The 16,592-nt window shown below is 63.8% G+C and carries 17 protein-coding genes and 1 tRNA gene; 7 read left to right on the plus strand and 11 right to left on the minus strand.

Features of this window, described 5'->3' with window-relative positions; all coding sequences use genetic code 11:
- Positions 1 to 3: 3 nt before the first annotated feature.
- Together QF118_RS00475 and lpxK are read left to right on the plus strand one after the other, a co-directional pair.
- On the plus strand, positions 4 to 1,218 hold the full coding sequence (locus tag QF118_RS00475; protein ID WP_282300679.1) for a 3-deoxy-D-manno-octulosonic acid transferase: 1,215 nt from the start codon (positions 4 to 6) through the stop codon (positions 1,216 to 1,218).
- On the plus strand, positions 1,218 to 2,210 hold the full coding sequence (lpxK, locus tag QF118_RS00480) for a tetraacyldisaccharide 4'-kinase (protein ID WP_282300680.1): 993 nt from the start codon (positions 1,218 to 1,220) through the stop codon (positions 2,208 to 2,210). Before QF118_RS00475 ends, lpxK begins: the two co-directional genes overlap by 1 nt.
- Before the next feature lies 1 nt (position 2,211).
- On the opposite strand, the gene QF118_RS00485 is transcribed toward lpxK, so the two are convergent.
- Complete coding sequence (locus QF118_RS00485) at positions 2,212 to 3,072, minus strand: N-formylglutamate amidohydrolase (RefSeq protein ID WP_282300681.1); 861 nt, start codon at positions 3,070 to 3,072, stop codon at positions 2,212 to 2,214.
- Positions 3,073 to 3,242: 170 nt separating this feature from the next.
- On the opposite strand from QF118_RS00485, the gene QF118_RS00490 reads away from it, so the two are divergent.
- Together QF118_RS00490 and ykgO are read left to right on the plus strand one after the other, a co-directional pair.
- Positions 3,243 to 3,317, plus strand: a tRNA-Val gene (locus QF118_RS00490).
- 92 nt (positions 3,318 to 3,409) lie between these two features.
- Complete coding sequence (ykgO, locus tag QF118_RS00495) at positions 3,410 to 3,535, plus strand: type B 50S ribosomal protein L36 (RefSeq protein WP_007792261.1); 126 nt, start codon at positions 3,410 to 3,412, stop codon at positions 3,533 to 3,535.
- Between the two features lie 120 nt (positions 3,536 to 3,655).
- Here the strand turns inward: ykgO and QF118_RS00500 are convergent, their stop codons facing one another.
- The 3 genes from QF118_RS00500 to QF118_RS00510 form a co-directional block, all read right to left on the minus strand.
- On the minus strand, positions 3,656 to 5,335 hold the full coding sequence (locus tag QF118_RS00500; protein ID WP_282300682.1) for a peptidoglycan-binding domain-containing protein: 1,680 nt from the start codon (positions 5,333 to 5,335) through the stop codon (positions 3,656 to 3,658).
- A 128-nt stretch (positions 5,336 to 5,463) separates the two neighbouring features.
- The gene (locus QF118_RS00505) at positions 5,464 to 6,636 is read right to left on the minus strand and encodes a phenylacetate--CoA ligase family protein (protein WP_282300683.1); all 1,173 of its coding nucleotides are present in this window, start codon (positions 6,634 to 6,636) and stop codon (positions 5,464 to 5,466) included.
- Positions 6,633 to 6,989, minus strand: coding sequence for a hypothetical protein (locus QF118_RS00510; protein ID WP_282300684.1), 357 nt, complete (start codon positions 6,987 to 6,989; stop codon positions 6,633 to 6,635). Before QF118_RS00510 ends, QF118_RS00505 begins: the two co-directional genes overlap by 4 nt.
- Between QF118_RS00510 and QF118_RS00515 the strand changes: the two genes are divergently transcribed.
- Entirely contained in the window at positions 6,988 to 7,125 is a 138-nt protein-coding gene (locus QF118_RS00515) for a hypothetical protein (protein ID WP_282300685.1), read from the plus strand. The genes QF118_RS00510 and QF118_RS00515 overlap by 2 nt on opposite strands.
- A 56-nt stretch (positions 7,126 to 7,181) precedes the next feature.
- Here the strand turns inward: QF118_RS00515 and QF118_RS00520 are convergent, their stop codons facing one another.
- The 7 genes from QF118_RS00520 to QF118_RS00550 all read right to left on the minus strand — a co-directional run bounded on the left by QF118_RS00520 (position 7,182) and on the right by QF118_RS00550 (position 14,846).
- Entirely contained in the window at positions 7,182 to 8,006 is an 825-nt protein-coding gene (locus tag QF118_RS00520; RefSeq protein ID WP_282300686.1) for an ABC transporter ATP-binding protein, read from the minus strand.
- Between the two features lie 103 nt (positions 8,007 to 8,109).
- Complete coding sequence (locus QF118_RS00525; protein ID WP_282300687.1) at positions 8,110 to 9,402, minus strand: ABC transporter substrate-binding protein; 1,293 nt, start codon at positions 9,400 to 9,402, stop codon at positions 8,110 to 8,112.
- Between the two features lie 58 nt (positions 9,403 to 9,460).
- Positions 9,461 to 10,537: a branched-chain amino acid ABC transporter permease gene (locus QF118_RS00530; protein WP_282300688.1), complete on the minus strand. Its 1,077-nt coding sequence runs from the start codon at positions 10,535 to 10,537 to the stop codon at positions 9,461 to 9,463.
- Between the two features lie 74 nt (positions 10,538 to 10,611).
- Positions 10,612 to 10,857 carry a hypothetical protein gene (locus QF118_RS00535; RefSeq protein ID WP_282300689.1) on the minus strand — a complete coding sequence of 82 codons (246 nt, stop codon included), beginning with the start codon at positions 10,855 to 10,857 and terminating at the stop codon, positions 10,612 to 10,614.
- A 117-nt stretch (positions 10,858 to 10,974) separates the two neighbouring features.
- A complete protein-coding gene (locus QF118_RS00540; RefSeq protein ID WP_282300690.1) occupies positions 10,975 to 11,928 on the minus strand; it encodes a branched-chain amino acid ABC transporter permease in 954 nt (317 codons plus the stop codon).
- A gap of 10 nt (positions 11,929 to 11,938) precedes the next feature.
- Positions 11,939 to 12,694, minus strand: a complete 756-nt coding sequence (locus tag QF118_RS00545) for an ABC transporter ATP-binding protein (protein ID WP_282302517.1) — start codon at positions 12,692 to 12,694, stop codon at positions 11,939 to 11,941.
- 187 nt (positions 12,695 to 12,881) lie between these two features.
- Positions 12,882 to 14,846 carry an AMP-binding protein gene (locus tag QF118_RS00550; RefSeq protein WP_282300691.1) on the minus strand — a complete coding sequence of 655 codons (1,965 nt, stop codon included), beginning with the start codon at positions 14,844 to 14,846 and terminating at the stop codon, positions 12,882 to 12,884.
- 496 nt (positions 14,847 to 15,342) lie between these two features.
- On the opposite strand from QF118_RS00550, the gene QF118_RS00555 reads away from it, so the two are divergent.
- On the plus strand, positions 15,343 to 16,212 hold the full coding sequence (locus QF118_RS00555) for an SPFH domain-containing protein (protein ID WP_394357068.1): 870 nt from the start codon (positions 15,343 to 15,345) through the stop codon (positions 16,210 to 16,212).
- On the plus strand, positions 16,209 to 16,493 hold the full coding sequence (locus QF118_RS00560; protein ID WP_394357101.1) for an NfeD family protein: 285 nt from the start codon (positions 16,209 to 16,211) through the stop codon (positions 16,491 to 16,493). The genes QF118_RS00555 and QF118_RS00560 overlap by 4 nt, the downstream gene beginning before the upstream one ends.
- Positions 16,494 to 16,592 lie beyond the last annotated feature (99 nt).

A 16,592-nucleotide genomic window follows, 5' to 3' on the forward strand; every position in this document is an offset into this window, starting at 1 on the left:
GCCTTGGCCCCGCGCGCGCTGAGCCTTCAGGCCTATCTGGCCTATGCGCGCAGCAGCGCGGCGCTTGGCAGTGGTCCTGCCGCCCAGACCTGGCCCGAACGCCGCCCCGGAACGCTGATCTGGGGCCATGCACAGGGGCGCGAAGCGGCGCGCGCCCTTGTCAGCCTGTGCACCCGCATCGCCCAACAGCGCCCCGAAGTCCTGTTCGTGCTGTCCGGCGACGCCGAACCCCCCCCCGACGTTCCGCATGTGGTCCTGCCCGGCGAACGCAGTTCCGACTGCGAACAATTCGCCCGGGCGCTGCGCCCGGATTTCTGCCTTTGGGCGGGGTCGCAACTGCGCCCGGCGCTGCTGCATGCGGTCCGGGAAACCGGCGCGCACATGGTGGCCCTGCCGCCCGGCGATGGCCCTTGGGCCTGCCCCGTGCCGCGCTGGCTGCCCGATCCGACAAGCGCGACGCTGGCGCTGTTCGACGTGATCCACTGCCCCAGCGAAACCACCCGGCGCCAGCTGCGGCGCTTTGGCGTGGCGCCCGCCAACCTGCGCCTGTCCGGCCCCTTCATGGATACCGGCACACCGCTGGAATGCCCCGATGCGCAGCACGAAGAGGTCGCCGGCATCCTGGCCGCCCGACCCGTCTGGCTGGCCGCCCGCGTTCTGCCGGACGAGGCCGCCGATATCCTGCGCGCGCATCGCCGCGCCGTGCGGCTGGCGCATCGCCTGCTGCTGATCCTGGTGCCCGCCGATGCGCAGGACTACGACACCATCGCCCGGATCACCCAGTCCGAACAGATGCGCACATGCCACTGGGACAGCGGCGAATCGCCTGACGAAAACACCCAGGTGCTGCTGGTCGAAGGCCCCGAAGAACTGGGCCTTTGGTTCCGGATCGCGCCTTTGGCGTTTCTGGGCGGATCGTTGATCCCCGGGCGCGGCGGCAGTGACCCCTACGAGGCCGCCGCCCTTGGCACCGCCATCCTGTACGGGCCGAACGTCGGGCGGCATCTGTCGTCCTATACCAAGCTGGTCGAGGCAGGCGCAGCCCGCATCGTGCGCGACAGCGATTCGCTGGCCACTGCCGTGTCGCATATCGTGGCCCCCGACCAGGCCGCCGCGATGGCCCACGCGGGCTGGGACGTGGTGTCCTCGGGCGCGGAACTGACCGATGCCGTCATCACCGAGATCTTTGACCGGATCGATTCCGAGGAGGCCCGCTGATGCGCCCGCCCCGTTTCTGGTTCACGCCGCCGGATGCGCCCGGCCTGCGCGCCCGGTTGCTGGCGCCGCTTGCGGCCCTGACCGCCAGGGCCACGGCGCGCCGGGTGGCGCAGCCGCCGGGGTTTGCCCCGGACATCCCGGTGATCTGCGTCGGCAACATCAACGCCGGCGGCACCGGCAAGACCCCGACCGTCATCGCGCTGGTCCAAAGGCTGATGGCGCGCGGGATCACGCCGCATGTGCTGTCGCGCGGCTATGGCGGGCGGCTGGCCGGTCCGGTTCAGGTCGACCCGCGCCAACACAGCGCCGAGGACGTCGGCGACGAGCCGCTTTTGATCGCCGCCTTTACCCCCACCTGGGTCGCAAGGGACCGCGCCGCCGGTGCCCGCGCGGCGCAAGACGCCGGTGCCCAGGTGCTGATCCTGGATGACGGTTTCCAGAACCCGTCATTGCCCAAGGCGCTGTCGCTGATCGTTGTCGATGCGGTGGCGGGCTTTGGCAACGGACGCTGCATGCCCGCCGGGCCGCTGCGCGAACCGGTCAGCGCCGGTCTGGCCCGCGCCGATCTGTTGCTGTCGATCGGCCCCGCCCCCGGGCAGGCCCGTTTTGCCAAAACATGGAGCGATCAGATCACGGTGCCGCAGATGACCGGCCAGCTGGCGCCGCTGCAAACCGGCATGGATTGGCAGGATCTACCGACGCTGGCCTTTGCCGGGATCGGCCATCCGGAAAAATTCTTTGCCACGCTGCGCGCCCTTGGCGCCGACATCAAGCGCGGCGAGGCGCTGGAGGATCACCAGCCGCTGACACCGGCCCTGATGACGCGGCTAGAAACCGAGGCACGGGCGCTGGGTGCGCAACTGGTCACGACGGAAAAGGACGCGGTGCGCCTGCCGCAGGAGTTCCGGCAAAAGGTGCTGACCCTGCCGGTGCGTCTGGAGATCGCGGACCCGGCACCGCTGGACGCGGCCCTGGCCCGCATTCTGGACTAGGTCATTCGGCCGCCAGGCGCTGTTCGCGGTGGCCGATGGCCGCGATTTCCGCAATCACCCCGCGCAGCAGCCTGCGAAAGGCGTGGAAATCATTGCTCGGGCGAATCGTTGCCTCGTCCATATAAATGGCGCGGTCGATTTCGATCTGGATCGCGTGCTGCCCCCGCGAGGGGCGGCCATAATGCTGGGTCGTGAAGGCCCCGGCAAAGGGCGCATTGCGCGCCACCTTCAGACCTGCGGTGGCAAAGGCGGATTCGACCCGTTCCACGACTTCGCCGCTGGCCGAGGCGCCGAATCGGTCACCGATGACGATTTCCGGGCGCGGCATCCCGGATCGAACCGTGCTGTCCAGGGCTTCGCGCGGCATGGAATGACAGTCGATCAGGATCGCCTCTCCAAAGGTGGTCTGGGCGGCGTCCAGCAGGCCCTGCAGGCGTGCGTGGTAGGGTTTCCAGATTCGCTGCAACCGCATCTCGGCCTCGGCCTTGGGCAATTTGCCACGGTAGATCGCGCGCCCGCCCGCCACGACACGCGGCACGACGCCCAGCCCGCTGGCCACGCGCGGGTTGTGCCCGCCGCGCCGCACCCCTTCGATCAGCGCCGGGTCCAGTTCATCCAGCGCGCGGTTGAGATCGACATAGGCGCGCGGCGCCCCGGCCCGCAGCAAGGGCGCGCCAAACTGCGGCGCACAGTCGAACAGACGGTCCACATAGGCATCTTCGGACGACCGGATGACATGATCGTCCAGAATCGTGCTGCGCAGGAACGACCAGGGATAATCCCGACCCGAATGCGGTGATGCGAAAACGACACAAGAGGTGGTCACCTCGGGTTCGCTCAGATGATACGCATGTTCAGGCATCAACGGTCCTTTCGAACAAAACAATAGACTGAAATCATTCCTTGCCAAAAGCCCTTGATCCCGGTTTCGACTCCTTTTATAGACCCGTCCACCGGCGCGGTCATCTGCGCCTCTTTTTTCGGTGGACCTCACCGGCAAGGGGGCGTAAAGGGCAACGCAGGCCATAAAATGGGTGATTAGCTCAGCGGTAGAGCACTTCGTTGACATCGAAGGGGTCACTGGTTCGATCCCAGTATCGCCCACCATGGATTTCACCGCTTCTGGGTCAGCAGACCCGGGGGCAAGGCAACAAACACGCATGGCGCTCGCGCGCCGCGACGAACAGAGGAGAGACCACATGAAGGTTGCTAACTCGCTCCGCTCGCTCAAGAAGCGCCATCGCGATTGCCGCGTTGTGCGCCGTAAGGGCCGCGTTTACGTGATCAACAAAACGCAGCGCCGTTTCAAAGCCCGCCAGGGCTGAGACCCGCGCAACGACAGTTGTTCAAAGGCCACCCCTTGCGGGTGGCCTTTTTCGTCGCCCTATGGGTGCCTTGGCACGACGGCGGGCGGCGCTGCCGCCGACCACGCACGCAGCGGCGCCCTAGCGGCCCAGAATCCCGTCTGCCAGCAACCGGACGACGGTTTGTTCATCCAGATAGCCCGACACGGTCAGGCCGCGGGACTTTTGGTAATCCCAGATCGCGCGCCGGGTCCTTTTGTCGAAAACGCCGTCGGCGTCGCCGGGTTTCAAACCCAATTGCTTCAGACGGGTTTCGGCCAGTTTGCGGGCCACCGGGTTCAGGTTCAGCGCCTCTTCCTCGGCCTGGGCGCGGGCAATGGCGCGGGCTTCGGTTTCTTCGCGGTTCAACTCTTCGATTCGGGCCTGCGCCTGCCCGGCAAAGGCGCCGCCGGGGCGCGCCGCAAGGTACTGCCGATAGGCGGCGATGCTGTCGACGCTGCGGGCCTGATCCCAGGCGCGCCTGTCCTGAAGCGCAGCGGTCCCGGCACGCTGGTCCTCGATCTGCGCCAACAGCCGCCGGGCTTCGGGGGCGTGCAGCCCGTCGGGATAGGCGTCAAGGTAGCCCCGCAATGAGGCCTCGTCGCCGCGCCCCTGCACCTGCCGCCACAAAAGGTGGTCCTGGCGTTCCAGTTCCGCGGCGCGGCGTTCGGCCTCGGCCTCCAGTTCGGCGGCGCGGGCGCGGGCATCCGCATCCAGACGGCCGATCTGGGATTGGTCCAAGTAGCCCGAGGGCCGCAGCCGTTCAGCGGTCTGCCACTGTTTGATCGCGCCGCGCGTGCCGGGACCAAAGATGCCGTCGATGCCGCGCGTGTTGAAGCCCAGGATCGACAGGTCGCGCTGGATGTCGCGGCGGGCGTCGCGCGACAGGGCCAGCGCCTCTTCGGCGCGGCGTTCGGCGTAATAGGGTTCGGCCCGAATGGCCGCCAGCCGCTGCTTGGCCGCCGAGGCGTGCAATCCGCGCGAAAAGCCATCCAGGTAGGTCTGGTAGCCTTCGGCGCTGTCGGCCTGCTGCGCCAGCCGCCAGGCGGCATTGTCCGCCTGCTCGGCCGCCAGTGGATCGGGGCCGTCGGTGGCAGTTTCCCCTGGCTTCGGCGGGGTGATGTCGCGTTTGCGCAAGACCACCTGCCAAGGCGGATCAAAGCCTTCGACAGTCAGCTCATAGGTCTGGGCGGCAAGCGCCACGCGCACGTCCGGCCGGGTCATGTCGCGAATGGCATAGGCCGCCACGTCGGGCGCCAGCCCGCGAATGATGGTGACCCCCTGCGGCGCATCCAACTGCCCCAGACCGGCCTTCAGGAAGGGCCCGGCCTCGACGTCGCTGGCGGTTTCACCCAGCACGAGAAAGGACCGCCCCGGCGCCGCGGCCAGCACATCCAGCGCCGCATCCAGCGGAAAGGCGCGGGTCATGATCTCGGAGGCGTCGATGCTTTGGCCATCGTCGACCGGCAGCAGGTAGGCGCCGCTGGGTCCGTGCATGAACGTGCCTGCCAGAACGATGATCAGGGGGGTTTCCTGCGCCTCGATCCCTTCGAAGAACTGGCCAAAGGCTTCGTCCATGGCCTGACCGTCGGCATCGCTGATGGCGGTCACGTCCAGCCCGGCGTCGCGCAGGCTGTCGGCCGCTGCCACCACCCGCGCCGCGCCGAAAAAGCTTTGGACAGCGCCGTAGCGCGAATTGCCGATGATCAGTGCATCGCCTGCGGCCTGCGCCGCACCGCTTCCTGCCAGAAGCCCCGCAAGGGTCAGTGTCATCAGCCGCATCTGTCTTTCCTCCATCCGTTGCCCGAAAGGCGCCGATCAACGGCGCCTTGTTGGTCAAAGAATGGGCAAAGGCACGCTGATATCCAATATCAGCCTATCCCGAGCCCCCCGGGGAACAAGAAGAAAGGTCAGTCGTAGGTGCGGATGTCCTCGATCACCAGCCCATCGCGCGGCAATCCGCCGACCGGGACCATTTCCACCCGGCCCTTGAGCTTGAGGATATCGACGATCGAGCCTTCGTAGCGCGCCGGATCCGTCGCTTCGGATTCGATTCGCACGGTCATCACGTCCATTTCCCCCTCGCGCGAGGCGATGATGCGGGCGCGGGCGATGTCTTCGTGCCGGGCAACCAGTTGCGCCACCTGTTCGGGGCGCACGAACATGCCCTTGATCTTGGTGGTCTGGTCGGCGCGGCCCATCCAGCCCTTGATCCGGGTGTTGGTGCGGCCGCAGGGGCTGGTGCCGGGCATGATGGCGCTCAGATCGCCGGTGGCAAACCGGATCAGCGGGTAATCGGGGTTCAGCGTCGTGACCACCAGCTCTCCGACCTCGCCAGGGGCGACCGGATCGCCGGTGCCGGGGGTGACGATTTCGACGATCACGCCTTCGTCCAGAATCATCCCCTCCATTGCGGGGCTTTCATAGGCGATGTTGCCCAGGTCGGCGGTGGCATAGCATTGCAGACAGGCGATGCCGCGATCCTGATACCAGGCGCGCAGCGACGGGAACAGCGCCCCGCCGCCCACGGCCGCGCGGGTGATGCCCAGCGCGATGCCCATCTCGTCAGCCTTTTCAAGGATGATCTTCAGGTAATCGGGCGTGCCCGCATAGGCGGTCACCTTGACGTGGCGTGCGGCCTGCACCTGCAATTCGGTCTGCCCGGTGCCGGCGGGCAACACGGTGGCCCCGACGGCCCGCGCACCGTTTTCAAAGATCATGCCCGCAGGCGTCAGGTGATAGCCAAAGCAGTTCTGGACGATGTCCCCCGGTCCGATGCCGCAGGCGTTCAGGAAACGCCCCATGCGCCACCAATCGTGGCTGGTTCCGCCGGGCTCGTAGATCGGTCCGGGGCTTTGAAAGACATGGGCGATGTTGGACACGGGCAAGCCGCCAAAGGGGGGCTGTTCGGCCTGTCGCCGCGACAGCTCGGACTTGCGCAGGACCGGCAGCGACGCCAGATCGGACAGCCCGGCCAGCGGACCCAGACCATATTTGGCAAGCTGTGCGTTCAATCCCTGCAGCTGCGCCGCTTCGCGGGCGTCTTGCGTGCGGGTTTCCAATGCGTCGAAATAGGTGCTCATACCGGCCTCCGTCTGCCTGTCCCCAGGCGCTTTGATCTGAAACAGGGTCGGGCCGCACCCGCCCCTTTACGTTGTGTCAACCGTGGGGAAATGGAAACGCCCCCATGGCCCGAACCAAGTTTGATGCCCGCATCCGCTTCGATGGCAACCAGGACATCAAGGAGGTCGATTTCTCGCATTTCGCCTTTTGCCACGCGCGCGGTGTCAACGTCCTCTGCAGCCCTATCGAACCGCGGATCGCCGACAGCGGCCCGGGCAGGTGGCTCGTTCTGATGGTCGATGACAGATGCCGGATCAATGCGGTGGCCCGGGCGCTGTACGCCCGACAGGGCAGGACGCTGAATATCACGCATGCGCGGCACCTTCGGCTCGGAAACCGAAAAGGAAATCGGCCGCCGGCCCAGCCACCAAGCCTTCCGCCCCATGACCCGCACCCCACGGGCCAAGGCCCTGTTTTGGATCGACAGGATGCGCCCGGAGCGGACCTGACAACGGATGAAACAACCATGCGCCGAATACTTTGTTCGCCCTGCCTTGCGGCGCAGTTACGCCAGCCATCTTTTCCGCCGGCGATAGCTGCGCACATCCCGAAAGGACTTTCGCCCATCGTCCGACATGCCCAGGTAGAATTCCTTGACGTCCGGGTTTTCACGCAGCTCGGCTGCGGGGCCTTCCATCACGACGCGCCCGTTTTCCAGGATATAGCCGGAATGCGCATAGCGCAGCGCCACGTTGGTGTTCTGTTCGGCCAACAAAAAGGACACGCCTTCGCCTTCGTTCACCGCCTTCACGATCTCGAAAATCTGTTCCACCAGCTGCGGCGCAAGGCCCATCGAAGGCTCGTCCAGCAGCACGGTTTCGGGGCGTGACATCAGTGCGCGGCCAATCGCCGTCATCTGCTGTTCCCCCCCCGAGGTATAGCCCGCCTGGCTTTTGCGCCGTTCTTTCAGGCGCGGGAAATAGGTATAGACCATGTCCAGGTCGGCATCGATCGCGCCCTTGCCGTCGCGCCGCGTATAGGCGCCGGTCAGCAGGTTTTCCTCGACCGTCAGGTGTTCGAAACAGTGCCGACCTTCCATCACCTGGATGACCCCCTTTTTGACCAGGGACGCAGGGTCCAGGTCCTGCACCCGCTCGCCCTTGTAAAGGATCGACCCCTTGGTCACCTCGCCGCGCTCGGAATGCAAAAGGTTGGAAATCGCCTTCAGCGTGGTCGTCTTGCCCGCACCGTTGCCACCCAGCAGCGCGGTGATCCCGCCCTGATTGACCGTGAGGGACACGCCCTTCAGCACAAGGATCACGTGGTTGTAGATCACCTCGATATTGTTGACCTCAAGCAGGGTCTGATCGGTTTTCGCGGCATCCAGCATGGGCTTTCCTCGGGTCCGGGGCACAGCGCCCCTGCTTCTTCTTGGCAAAAATACTCAAATTCCGGCGGCGACATTCTGCGCCGCCGCCGGACCGTGTCAGCGCTTAGCCACCACAGTTTTCGTTGACCGCCCAGGGCGCATTCGCCTCGGCGTATTCAGCGGCCTTCTCGGCTGCCAGCGCGGCATACCCTTCGACGTTCGGCTTCAACAGGTCAGACACCTTGACGAACTTGGCCCCGTCCCATTCCAGCATCCAGCCACCCGAATGACCGGTGTGGTTGGAACACGAGGTCGAGAACGGCGGAACCATGCCATCAAGACCCAGCTCGGCGATCCGCTCTTCGGTCAAGTTGATGTTCTCAAGGCCCCAGCGCAGCTGTTCGGCACTGATCTCGGCGGTGCCGAATTCAGCCTGCGCCGCGGTGATGCCTTCGACCAGGATGGCCGAGATGACCAGCCCGCGCGAATAGAACACGCCCTGCATCTCGACGTCGTTGGTCTGGCTCAGGCCCGCGTCGATCACGTGCTTCTTGATGTCCGCCATGACGGGGGCATCCATGTTCGGGAAAGACCAGCTGATCGACTTGTAGCCTTTGCCGGCCTCGCCAACGATCGCCAGGTCAGCGTCATGCCCGGACCACCAGACACCCAGCATGTTTTCCATCGGGAACTTGGTCTTGACCGCTTCGGTGATGGCACCGGCGTTCATCGCGCCCCAGCCCCACATCACGACATAGTCGGGACGCTCGCGGCGCACCTGCAGCCACTGGGCCGACTGGTTCTGCATTTCCTTCAGGCCGACCGGGATCGGCAGCAGGGTAAAGCCCTTGGCCTCGGCCGCGGCTTCGAGAACCGGCAGGGGTTCCTTGCCAAAGGGGTGGTCGAGGTGAAGGAAGGCAATCTTCTTGCCGTTCAGATCACCCTGCCCTTCGATATACTGGATGATCATGTCGGCGGCGTCCCAATAGCCGGACGGCGTGTTGAACGCCCACTGGAATGTCTTGCCGTCCATCATCGGGCTGAAACCGTAGCCCGGCGCAAGGATCGGGATCTCGTCGACGTTGGTCTTGGGCAGCACCTGCAGCGTGATGCCGGTCGACCAGGGCTGAGTCACGATCGCCTTGGACTTGGTCTTTTCATAACATTCCACGCCCTTTTCGGTGGAATAGCCGGTTTCGCATTCCTCGCCATTGACCGGAACGCCGCCAACACCGCCGTCACGGGCGTTCAGCATGGTCAGGTAATCGGCCTGGCCGTTCATCAGCGGAATACCCGTGGCCGCAAAGGGCCCGGTCCGGTAGGCAAGGTTCGGCGCATAAAGCTCCTGCGCCATGGCGGCGCCCGCGGTTACACCCGCAATGGCGGCGGCAACGGCCAGTTTGGTGAAGTGTTTCATTGTATCTCCTCCCTGAGAATTTTGGTGTCACTTCGGTTTTTTCATCTTGGCCCCTGCCCTAGTGCGGGAAGGGCCAGATAATCAGTTTCTCTCGGATCAGGCGCCAAAGCTGGGCCAATCCGTGCGGCTCGACGATCAGGAAAAACACGATCAGGGAACCGACGATCATGATGTTCAGATGCTCGACCGTGGCCGAACTGATGGGAATGCCCAGCGCATTGGGCACCAGGTTCAGAACCACCGGCAACCCGACGATCAGGATCGCGCCAAGGTAGTTGCCCAGGATCGACCCAAGCCCGCCGATGATCGCGATGAACAGGATGCGGAACGACAGCGGAATGTCGAACAGGTTCGGCTCGGCCGCACCACGCCACATGAAGACGAACAGCGCGCCGGACACCCCGATGACATAGGACGACACGGCAAAGGCGGTCAGCTTGGACTTCATCAGGTTGATGCCGATCAGCTCGGCGGCGATGTCCATGTCGCGCGTCGCCTTCCAGGTCCGGCCCAGGTTGCCGCGCGTCAGGTTGATGCAGACCCAGGTCAGCAGTCCGACGATGAACAAGACCACATAGTATTGCACGATCGAATTGGCCTGCGGCCCGGCCACGTAGGTCCCGAACATTTCAAGGTTCGGCACCTGAATGGCGCCCGAAGCGTTGTAGTTGTAAAGCCAGGCCCATTTTTCGAACAGCCAGACCAGAAAGAACTGCGCCGCCAGCGTTGCGATCGCCAGATAAAACCCCTTGATCCGCAAGGATGGAATGCCAAAGGCCACGCCAACCCCGGCGCTGAAAACCCCCGACAGAAGGATCGCGATGATCGGATTCATCCAGGGCATCAGGGTGATCATCTTGTAGCAGGCATAGGCCCCGACCCCCATGAAGGCCGCGGTACCAAGGCTCAGCTGCCCGGCAAACCCGGTCAGGATGTTCAGCCCAAGCGCGGTCAGCGAATAGATCAGGATCGGGATCAGCAGCGTCTGAAAGGTGAACTCGCTTGCGGTCAGCGGAAAGACCACCACCGCCAGCAGCAGGATCACCCCCAGCAAAAAGGCATCCTGCTTGACCGGGAACAGCGCCTGATCCGCCTCGTAGCTTGTCTTGAATTGTCCGGCAGTCCTGTACAGCATCCGTCGGTTTCTTTCCTGTTCAGCGCCGCGGGGAAAAACCCCGCCCTACGCAATGTCCCATCATTGGGCAGACCTCAGCCTGCAACCTCATCGTCCTCGACCGGCCGGGCCCGCCTGGGCGCTGGCGCATAGCCGATCTCTTCGCTGTGGCGCACGATCCAGAACCAGGCCCATAGCCCCAGCCCCGCCCCGACCGCCGCCATGATCAAAGCCATCACCATGCGCCCCGAGGCATCTGGGTCCGTCGTCAAGGCCAGGTAGCCAAAGCACCAGAACCCGGACCAGGCCACCACGTTCAGTATGGCGATCAGTTTTGGCATTTCCCGTTCTCCTCCTCGGGCCGGGCGCCGCGCGCCACACACCCCATGCTTCTTTGTGCCTTCAAATATCCCCGCCGGAGGCTCCCGACCTTGCGGCCAGCGCCCCCGGCGGGTGCCCTAAACTCTTTCGATGATCCGTTCCCCGAACAGCCCCTGAGGCCGGAACAACAGCACCACCAGCGCCAGCACAAAGGCAAACCAGGTCTCGGTATTGCCGCCCAGCAAAGGCTGGCCCCAGTAGATCTCGAACAGCTTTTCAAGGATGCCGATCAGCAAACCGCCGATGATCGCCCCGGTGATCGACTCCAGCCCACCCAGCATCAACACCGGCAGGGCCTTGTAGGCAATCACCTCGAGCGCAAAGCTGACCCCGGCCCGCGCGCCCCAGGCAATGCCGGTGACCAGCGCGATGATGCCGGCAATGAACCAGACCAGAACCCAGACCGTCTGCAGCGAAATCCCCACCGACAGGGCCGCCTGGTGATCATCCCCCAGCGCCCGGATCGCCCGACCCATGCGCGTCTTGTTGAGAAACAGCAGCAAACCGACCACCAGCAAGGCCGCCACCGCAACCGCCGTGATGTCCTTTTGCTCCAGGATCAGCAGGCCACCCCAGGGCTCCAACACGAAACTGCCTGTCGGAATGCCCAGTTCTTCGGTGATCATCACCTTGTTTTCACCGCCAAAGATGATCTCGCCAAAGCCGATCAGGAACAGCGTGATGCCGATGGTCGCCATGAACAGGATGATGTCGGGTTGCCCCACCAAGGGCCGCAGGACGATCCGCTCGATCGACACTGCAAGGCCGAACATGACCCCCAGCGTCAACAGCACGCTGATCCAGGCCGGCACCCCAAAGGAGTGCAGCCCCACCAGCGTCAGCGCCGCGAACACCACCATGATCCCCTGCGCAAAGTTGAAAATCCGCGACGAGCGGAAGATCAGCACGAAACCCAACGCGATCAGCGCATAAAGGATGCCTGAAACCAGCCCTTCCCACAGCACCTGCAACAGGAAATCCGGCGCGGCGAACATATCCACGAAGGGATTGATGAAAATATCCTTGATCATGTCTGTCCCCTCAATGTGCCACGCCAAGATAGGCGTCGATCACGTCTTGATTGTTGCGCACCTCGTCGGGTGTGCCGTCGCCGATCTTCTTGCCGTAATCCATCACGACAACCCGGTCGGACAGGTCCATGACCACCCCCATGTCGTGCTCGATCAGGCAGATCGTGGTACCGAATTCGTCATTCACATCCAGGATAAAGCGGCTCATGTCCTCTTTTTCCTCGACGTTCATCCCGGCCATCGGTTCATCCAGCAGCAGGATGCTCGGCTCCGCCGCCAAGGCCCGCGCCAGCTCGACCCGCTTTTTCAGACCATAGGGCAACCGCCCCACCGGCGTCTTGCGAATGCTCTGGATTTCCAGAAAATCGATGACCCGCTCGACCTTCTCGCGGTTTTCCATCTCTTCGTTGCGCGCCTTGCCGAACCACAGCGCCTGCGCCGCAATCCCCGCGTTCATATGCGTCAGACGCCCGGTCATGACGTTGTCCAGCACCGTCATCCCCTCGAACAGGGCGATATTCTGAAAGGTCCGGGCCACCCCCATGCGCGCCACCTCATAGGGCCGCATCGGCGGGCGCTTGGCCCCCTTGTACCAAAGCTCTCCGATCGTCGGCGTGTAAAACCCGCTGATGATGTTCAGCATCGACGACTTGCCCGCCCCGTTCGGCCCGATGATCGCGCGGATTTCCCCCTCGTGAATGTCGAACGAGATATCGGAAATCGCCGTCACCCCGCCAAACTTCAGCGTGATGTTCTTCAGCTCCATCAAGGTTCCGCCAATCTGGCGCCCATCGGCTGTGACGTATCCCGTCGTGTCCTTCACGTCCCTGCCCCCTGCTTCTTCTTGGCAAAAATACTCAATCCCCGGCCCACCCCGAGCGCATCCCCAGCAAGAAGCGCCGCGGCGGGACGGCGGGCGGGGCGATGTTCGCAGAACGAGCGCCGTACAGCCGTCATTCCGCAGCCACCGCACGCGGGGCCACCGGCCAGACCTTGGCGTCGCGCAGCTTCAGCGTCGCCTTGATCTTGCCCTTGCGGCCATCTTCATAGGTCACTTCCGTCTCGGTATAGACGCTGTCCTTGTCGTCATAGAGCGCCGTCAGAAGTTCCTCGAACTTCTCGGCGATGACCTTGCGCTTGACCTTGCGGGTGCGCGTCATCTCGCCGTCATCGGCATCCAATTCCTTGTGCAGCACAAGGAACCGGTGGATCTGACAGCCCGACAGCATCTCGTCCTGTGCGACGCTTTCGTTGACCTCTTCGATATGGCCCTGGATGGTGTCCAGAACCTGCGGGTGCTGGGCCAGTTCCTGGTAGGACGCATAGGCGATATTGTTGCGCTCGGCCCAGTTGCCTACCGCCGTCAGGTCGATGTTGATGAAGGCCGTGCAACGGTCCTTGCCCGCTCCAAAGACCACCGCCTCAAGGATGTTCGGAAAGAACTTCAGCTTGTTCTCGACGTACTTGGGCGCAAACATCGCCCCCGAGGCCATCTGCCCCACGTCCTTGGCCCGGTCGATGATCCGCAGGTGCCCGCTGCTTTCCTCGATGAACCCGGCATCGCCCGTGGCGACCCAGCCTTCGGCATCCTTGGTATCGGCGGTGCTTTCGGCATTCTTGTAATACTCGACGAAAACCCCCGGAGAGCGATAGAACACCTCGCCATTCTCGGCGATGCGCAGCTCGACCCCCGGTGCGGGCACACCCACGGTATCGCTGCGCACCTCGCCATCGGGCTGCACCGTGATGAACACCGAAGCCTCGGTCTGACCATAAAGCTGTTTCAGGTTGATCCCCAGCGAGCGGTAGAAATCAAAGATTTCCGGGCCGATCGCCTCGCCCGCGGTATAGCCCACGCGCACCTTGGAAAAGCCCATCGCGTTCTTCAACGGACCGTAGACCAGGAATTCGCCCAGCGCGTATTTCAGCCTGTCCAACAGCCCGACAGCTTTGCCATCCAGGATCGCCGGACCAACCTTGCGTGCATGCGCCATGAAATGCTTGAACATCCGCTGCTTCAGCGGGCTCGCATCCTCCATCCGGATCATGATCTGCGTCAGCTGCGTTTCGAAAATCCGGGGCGGCGCAAAGTAATAGCTGGGCGCGATTTCCCGCAGATCCGTCATCAACGTTTCGGCGCTTTCCGGGCAGTTTACGCAAAAGCCCGTCCAATAGGCCTGCCCGATCGAGAAAATGAAATCTCCGACCCAGGCCATCGGCAGATAGGCCAGCACTTCGTCGTCGCGCTTGAGCTTGTCGAACTCCGAGGCAGACTTGGCGCTTTCGACGATATTGCGGTTCGACAGCACCACGCCCTTGGGCTTGCCCGTCGTCCCCGAGGTGTACAGCATCACGCAGGTGTCGTCATAGTTCAGATCGGACCGGCGGCGATCCAGTTCCTTGATGAATTCGTCATGCGCGGCGCGGCCCTGCGCCTGCACATGGGAAAATTCGTGCAGCGTGGTGTGGTCATATTTCCGCATCCCGCGCGGGTCGACATAGATCATGTGTTCGAATTGGTGCAGGTCGTCCTGGATCTCGATGACCTTGTCGACCTGCTCCTGGTCGGCGGCGATGACAAAGCGCGCGCCGCAATGGGCCAGCACGTATTCCATCTCTTCGGCGACTGCGTCCTGGTACAGCGGCACCGGCACGGCGCGGCACATCTGCGCGGCAACCATGCTCCAATACAGCGACGGGCGGTTGCGCCCGATGATGGCGACATGGTCGCCCTCGTTCACGCCCAGGTTCAGCAGACCCAGCGCCAGCGCCTCGATTTCGTCGGCCGCCTCTTTCCAGGTCCAGCTTTGCCAGATGCCGAATTCCTTCTCGCGATAGGCCGGGCTATCGCCGAACTCGCGAACGTTTCGCTGCAACAATGCAGGGACCGAGCGTAGACCCTCTACGCCCATCGACATATGCGCCAAAGTTTTTCCTCCCAAAATGCCGGATTGCTCCGGCACTCCCTTTTTGTTGTGTGGCCTTCGATCCCGAGGCCCGACCGCTGTTTCGCGATTCTGTCACCATTTGGTCAGGCGTCAGGCTGAGGGTCAACTTTTTCCTGAACATTTCCCAATTCTTACGAATTGTTGCAGACCGCATTCGTCCCAGCGAATGCGGTCTGTGGCAAGGTCATGTCTGCAGCGCAGACGTGACCGCCACCCCCTCGCCATTCCAGGCGCGCCATCACCAACCCGCATTCGTCCCAGCGAATGCGGCCCAAGGCAAAGTCATGTCTGCAGCGCAGACGTGACAGCCACCCCCTCACCATTCCGGACGCACCATCACCAACCCGCATTCGTCCCCGCCATCACCTGCTGCGCGCTTTGACGTTTGCACCGCCCCGCGCACCCGCCTAAGCTGATCGGAAATCTCACAACGGGTGCGGGTATGAATGTCGATGAGGTATTGCAAATGATCGGTCAGGAAGGTCTTCCGCTGATCCTGCTGGCGGTCTTTATCCTGGTGGCGATCTGGCTTGGCGTGCGGATCGTTCCGCAATCGGAAAAGCATGTGGTCGAACGCTTTGGGCGTTTGCGCTCGGTGCTGGGGCCGGGGATCAATTTCATCGTGCCGTTCCTCGACAAGGTGGCGCACAAGATCTCGATCCTCGAACGGCAATTGCCGACCGCCTCGCAGGATGCGATCACCCGCGACAACGTGCTGGTGCAGGTCGATACCTCGGTTTTCTACCGCATCACCGAGCCGGAAAAGACGGTTTACCGCATCCGCGATGTGGACGCGGCGATCGCGACGACGGTGGCGGGGATCGTGCGGGCCAATATCGGCCAGATGGATCTGGACGAAGTGCAGGCCAACCGCGGCCAGTTGATCCAGACCATCAAGCTGAGCGTCGAGGATGCGGTGGACGACTGGGGGATCGAGGTGACGCGCGCCGAAATCCTTGACGTCAACCTGGATCAGGCGACACGCGACGCGATGCTGCAGCAGTTGAATGCCGAACGCGAACGCCGGGCGCAGGTCACCCGCGCCGAGGGCAGCAAACGGGCGGTGGAACTGAACGCCGATGCCGAACTTTACGCCGCCGAACAGGCCGCCAAGGCCCGGCGCGTGCAGGCCGATGCCGAAGCCTATGCCACCGGGGTCGTCGCCAAGGCGATTGCCGAAAACGGCGTCGAGGCGGCGCAATACCAGGTGGCGCTGAAACAGGTCGAGGCGCTGAACACTCTGGGCGCGGGGGCGGGCCAGCATACCATCGTGGTGCCCGCGCAGGCGCTCGAAGCCTTTGGCGATGCCTTCCGCATGCTGAAAGGGCGCGGCTGATGTGGGCGCTTTGGTGGGTCTGGATGGCAGCGGCGCTGGCGCTTGGCATTCTGGAAATGCTGGTGCCGGCCTTCCTGTTTCTGGGCTTTGCCCTGGGCGCGGGGCTGACCGGGCTGACGCTGCTGTTTGGCGGTGGTCTGGCGCTTTGGCTGGGCGCGTCGCTGCCCCGGCTGCTGGTCTATTTCGCTGTGCTGTCGCTGATCGGCTGGCTTGCCTTGCGCAAGGCGGTGGGCGTGCGCCACGGGCAGGTGAAAATCTGGGATCGCGACATCAACGACTGATGCAAACCGCCCTATGGGATGGCCCGGGTGGGCGGGGCGCCGTCCGCAGGACCAGCTTCGCCCCTCCGGGCACAAGGTGCGCCGCGCCCTATGGCCAAA

Origin of the sequence: Tropicibacter oceani (genome assembly GCF_029958925.1) — a bacterium.
Taxonomy (GTDB): domain Bacteria; phylum Pseudomonadota; class Alphaproteobacteria; order Rhodobacterales; family Rhodobacteraceae; genus Pacificoceanicola; species Pacificoceanicola oceani.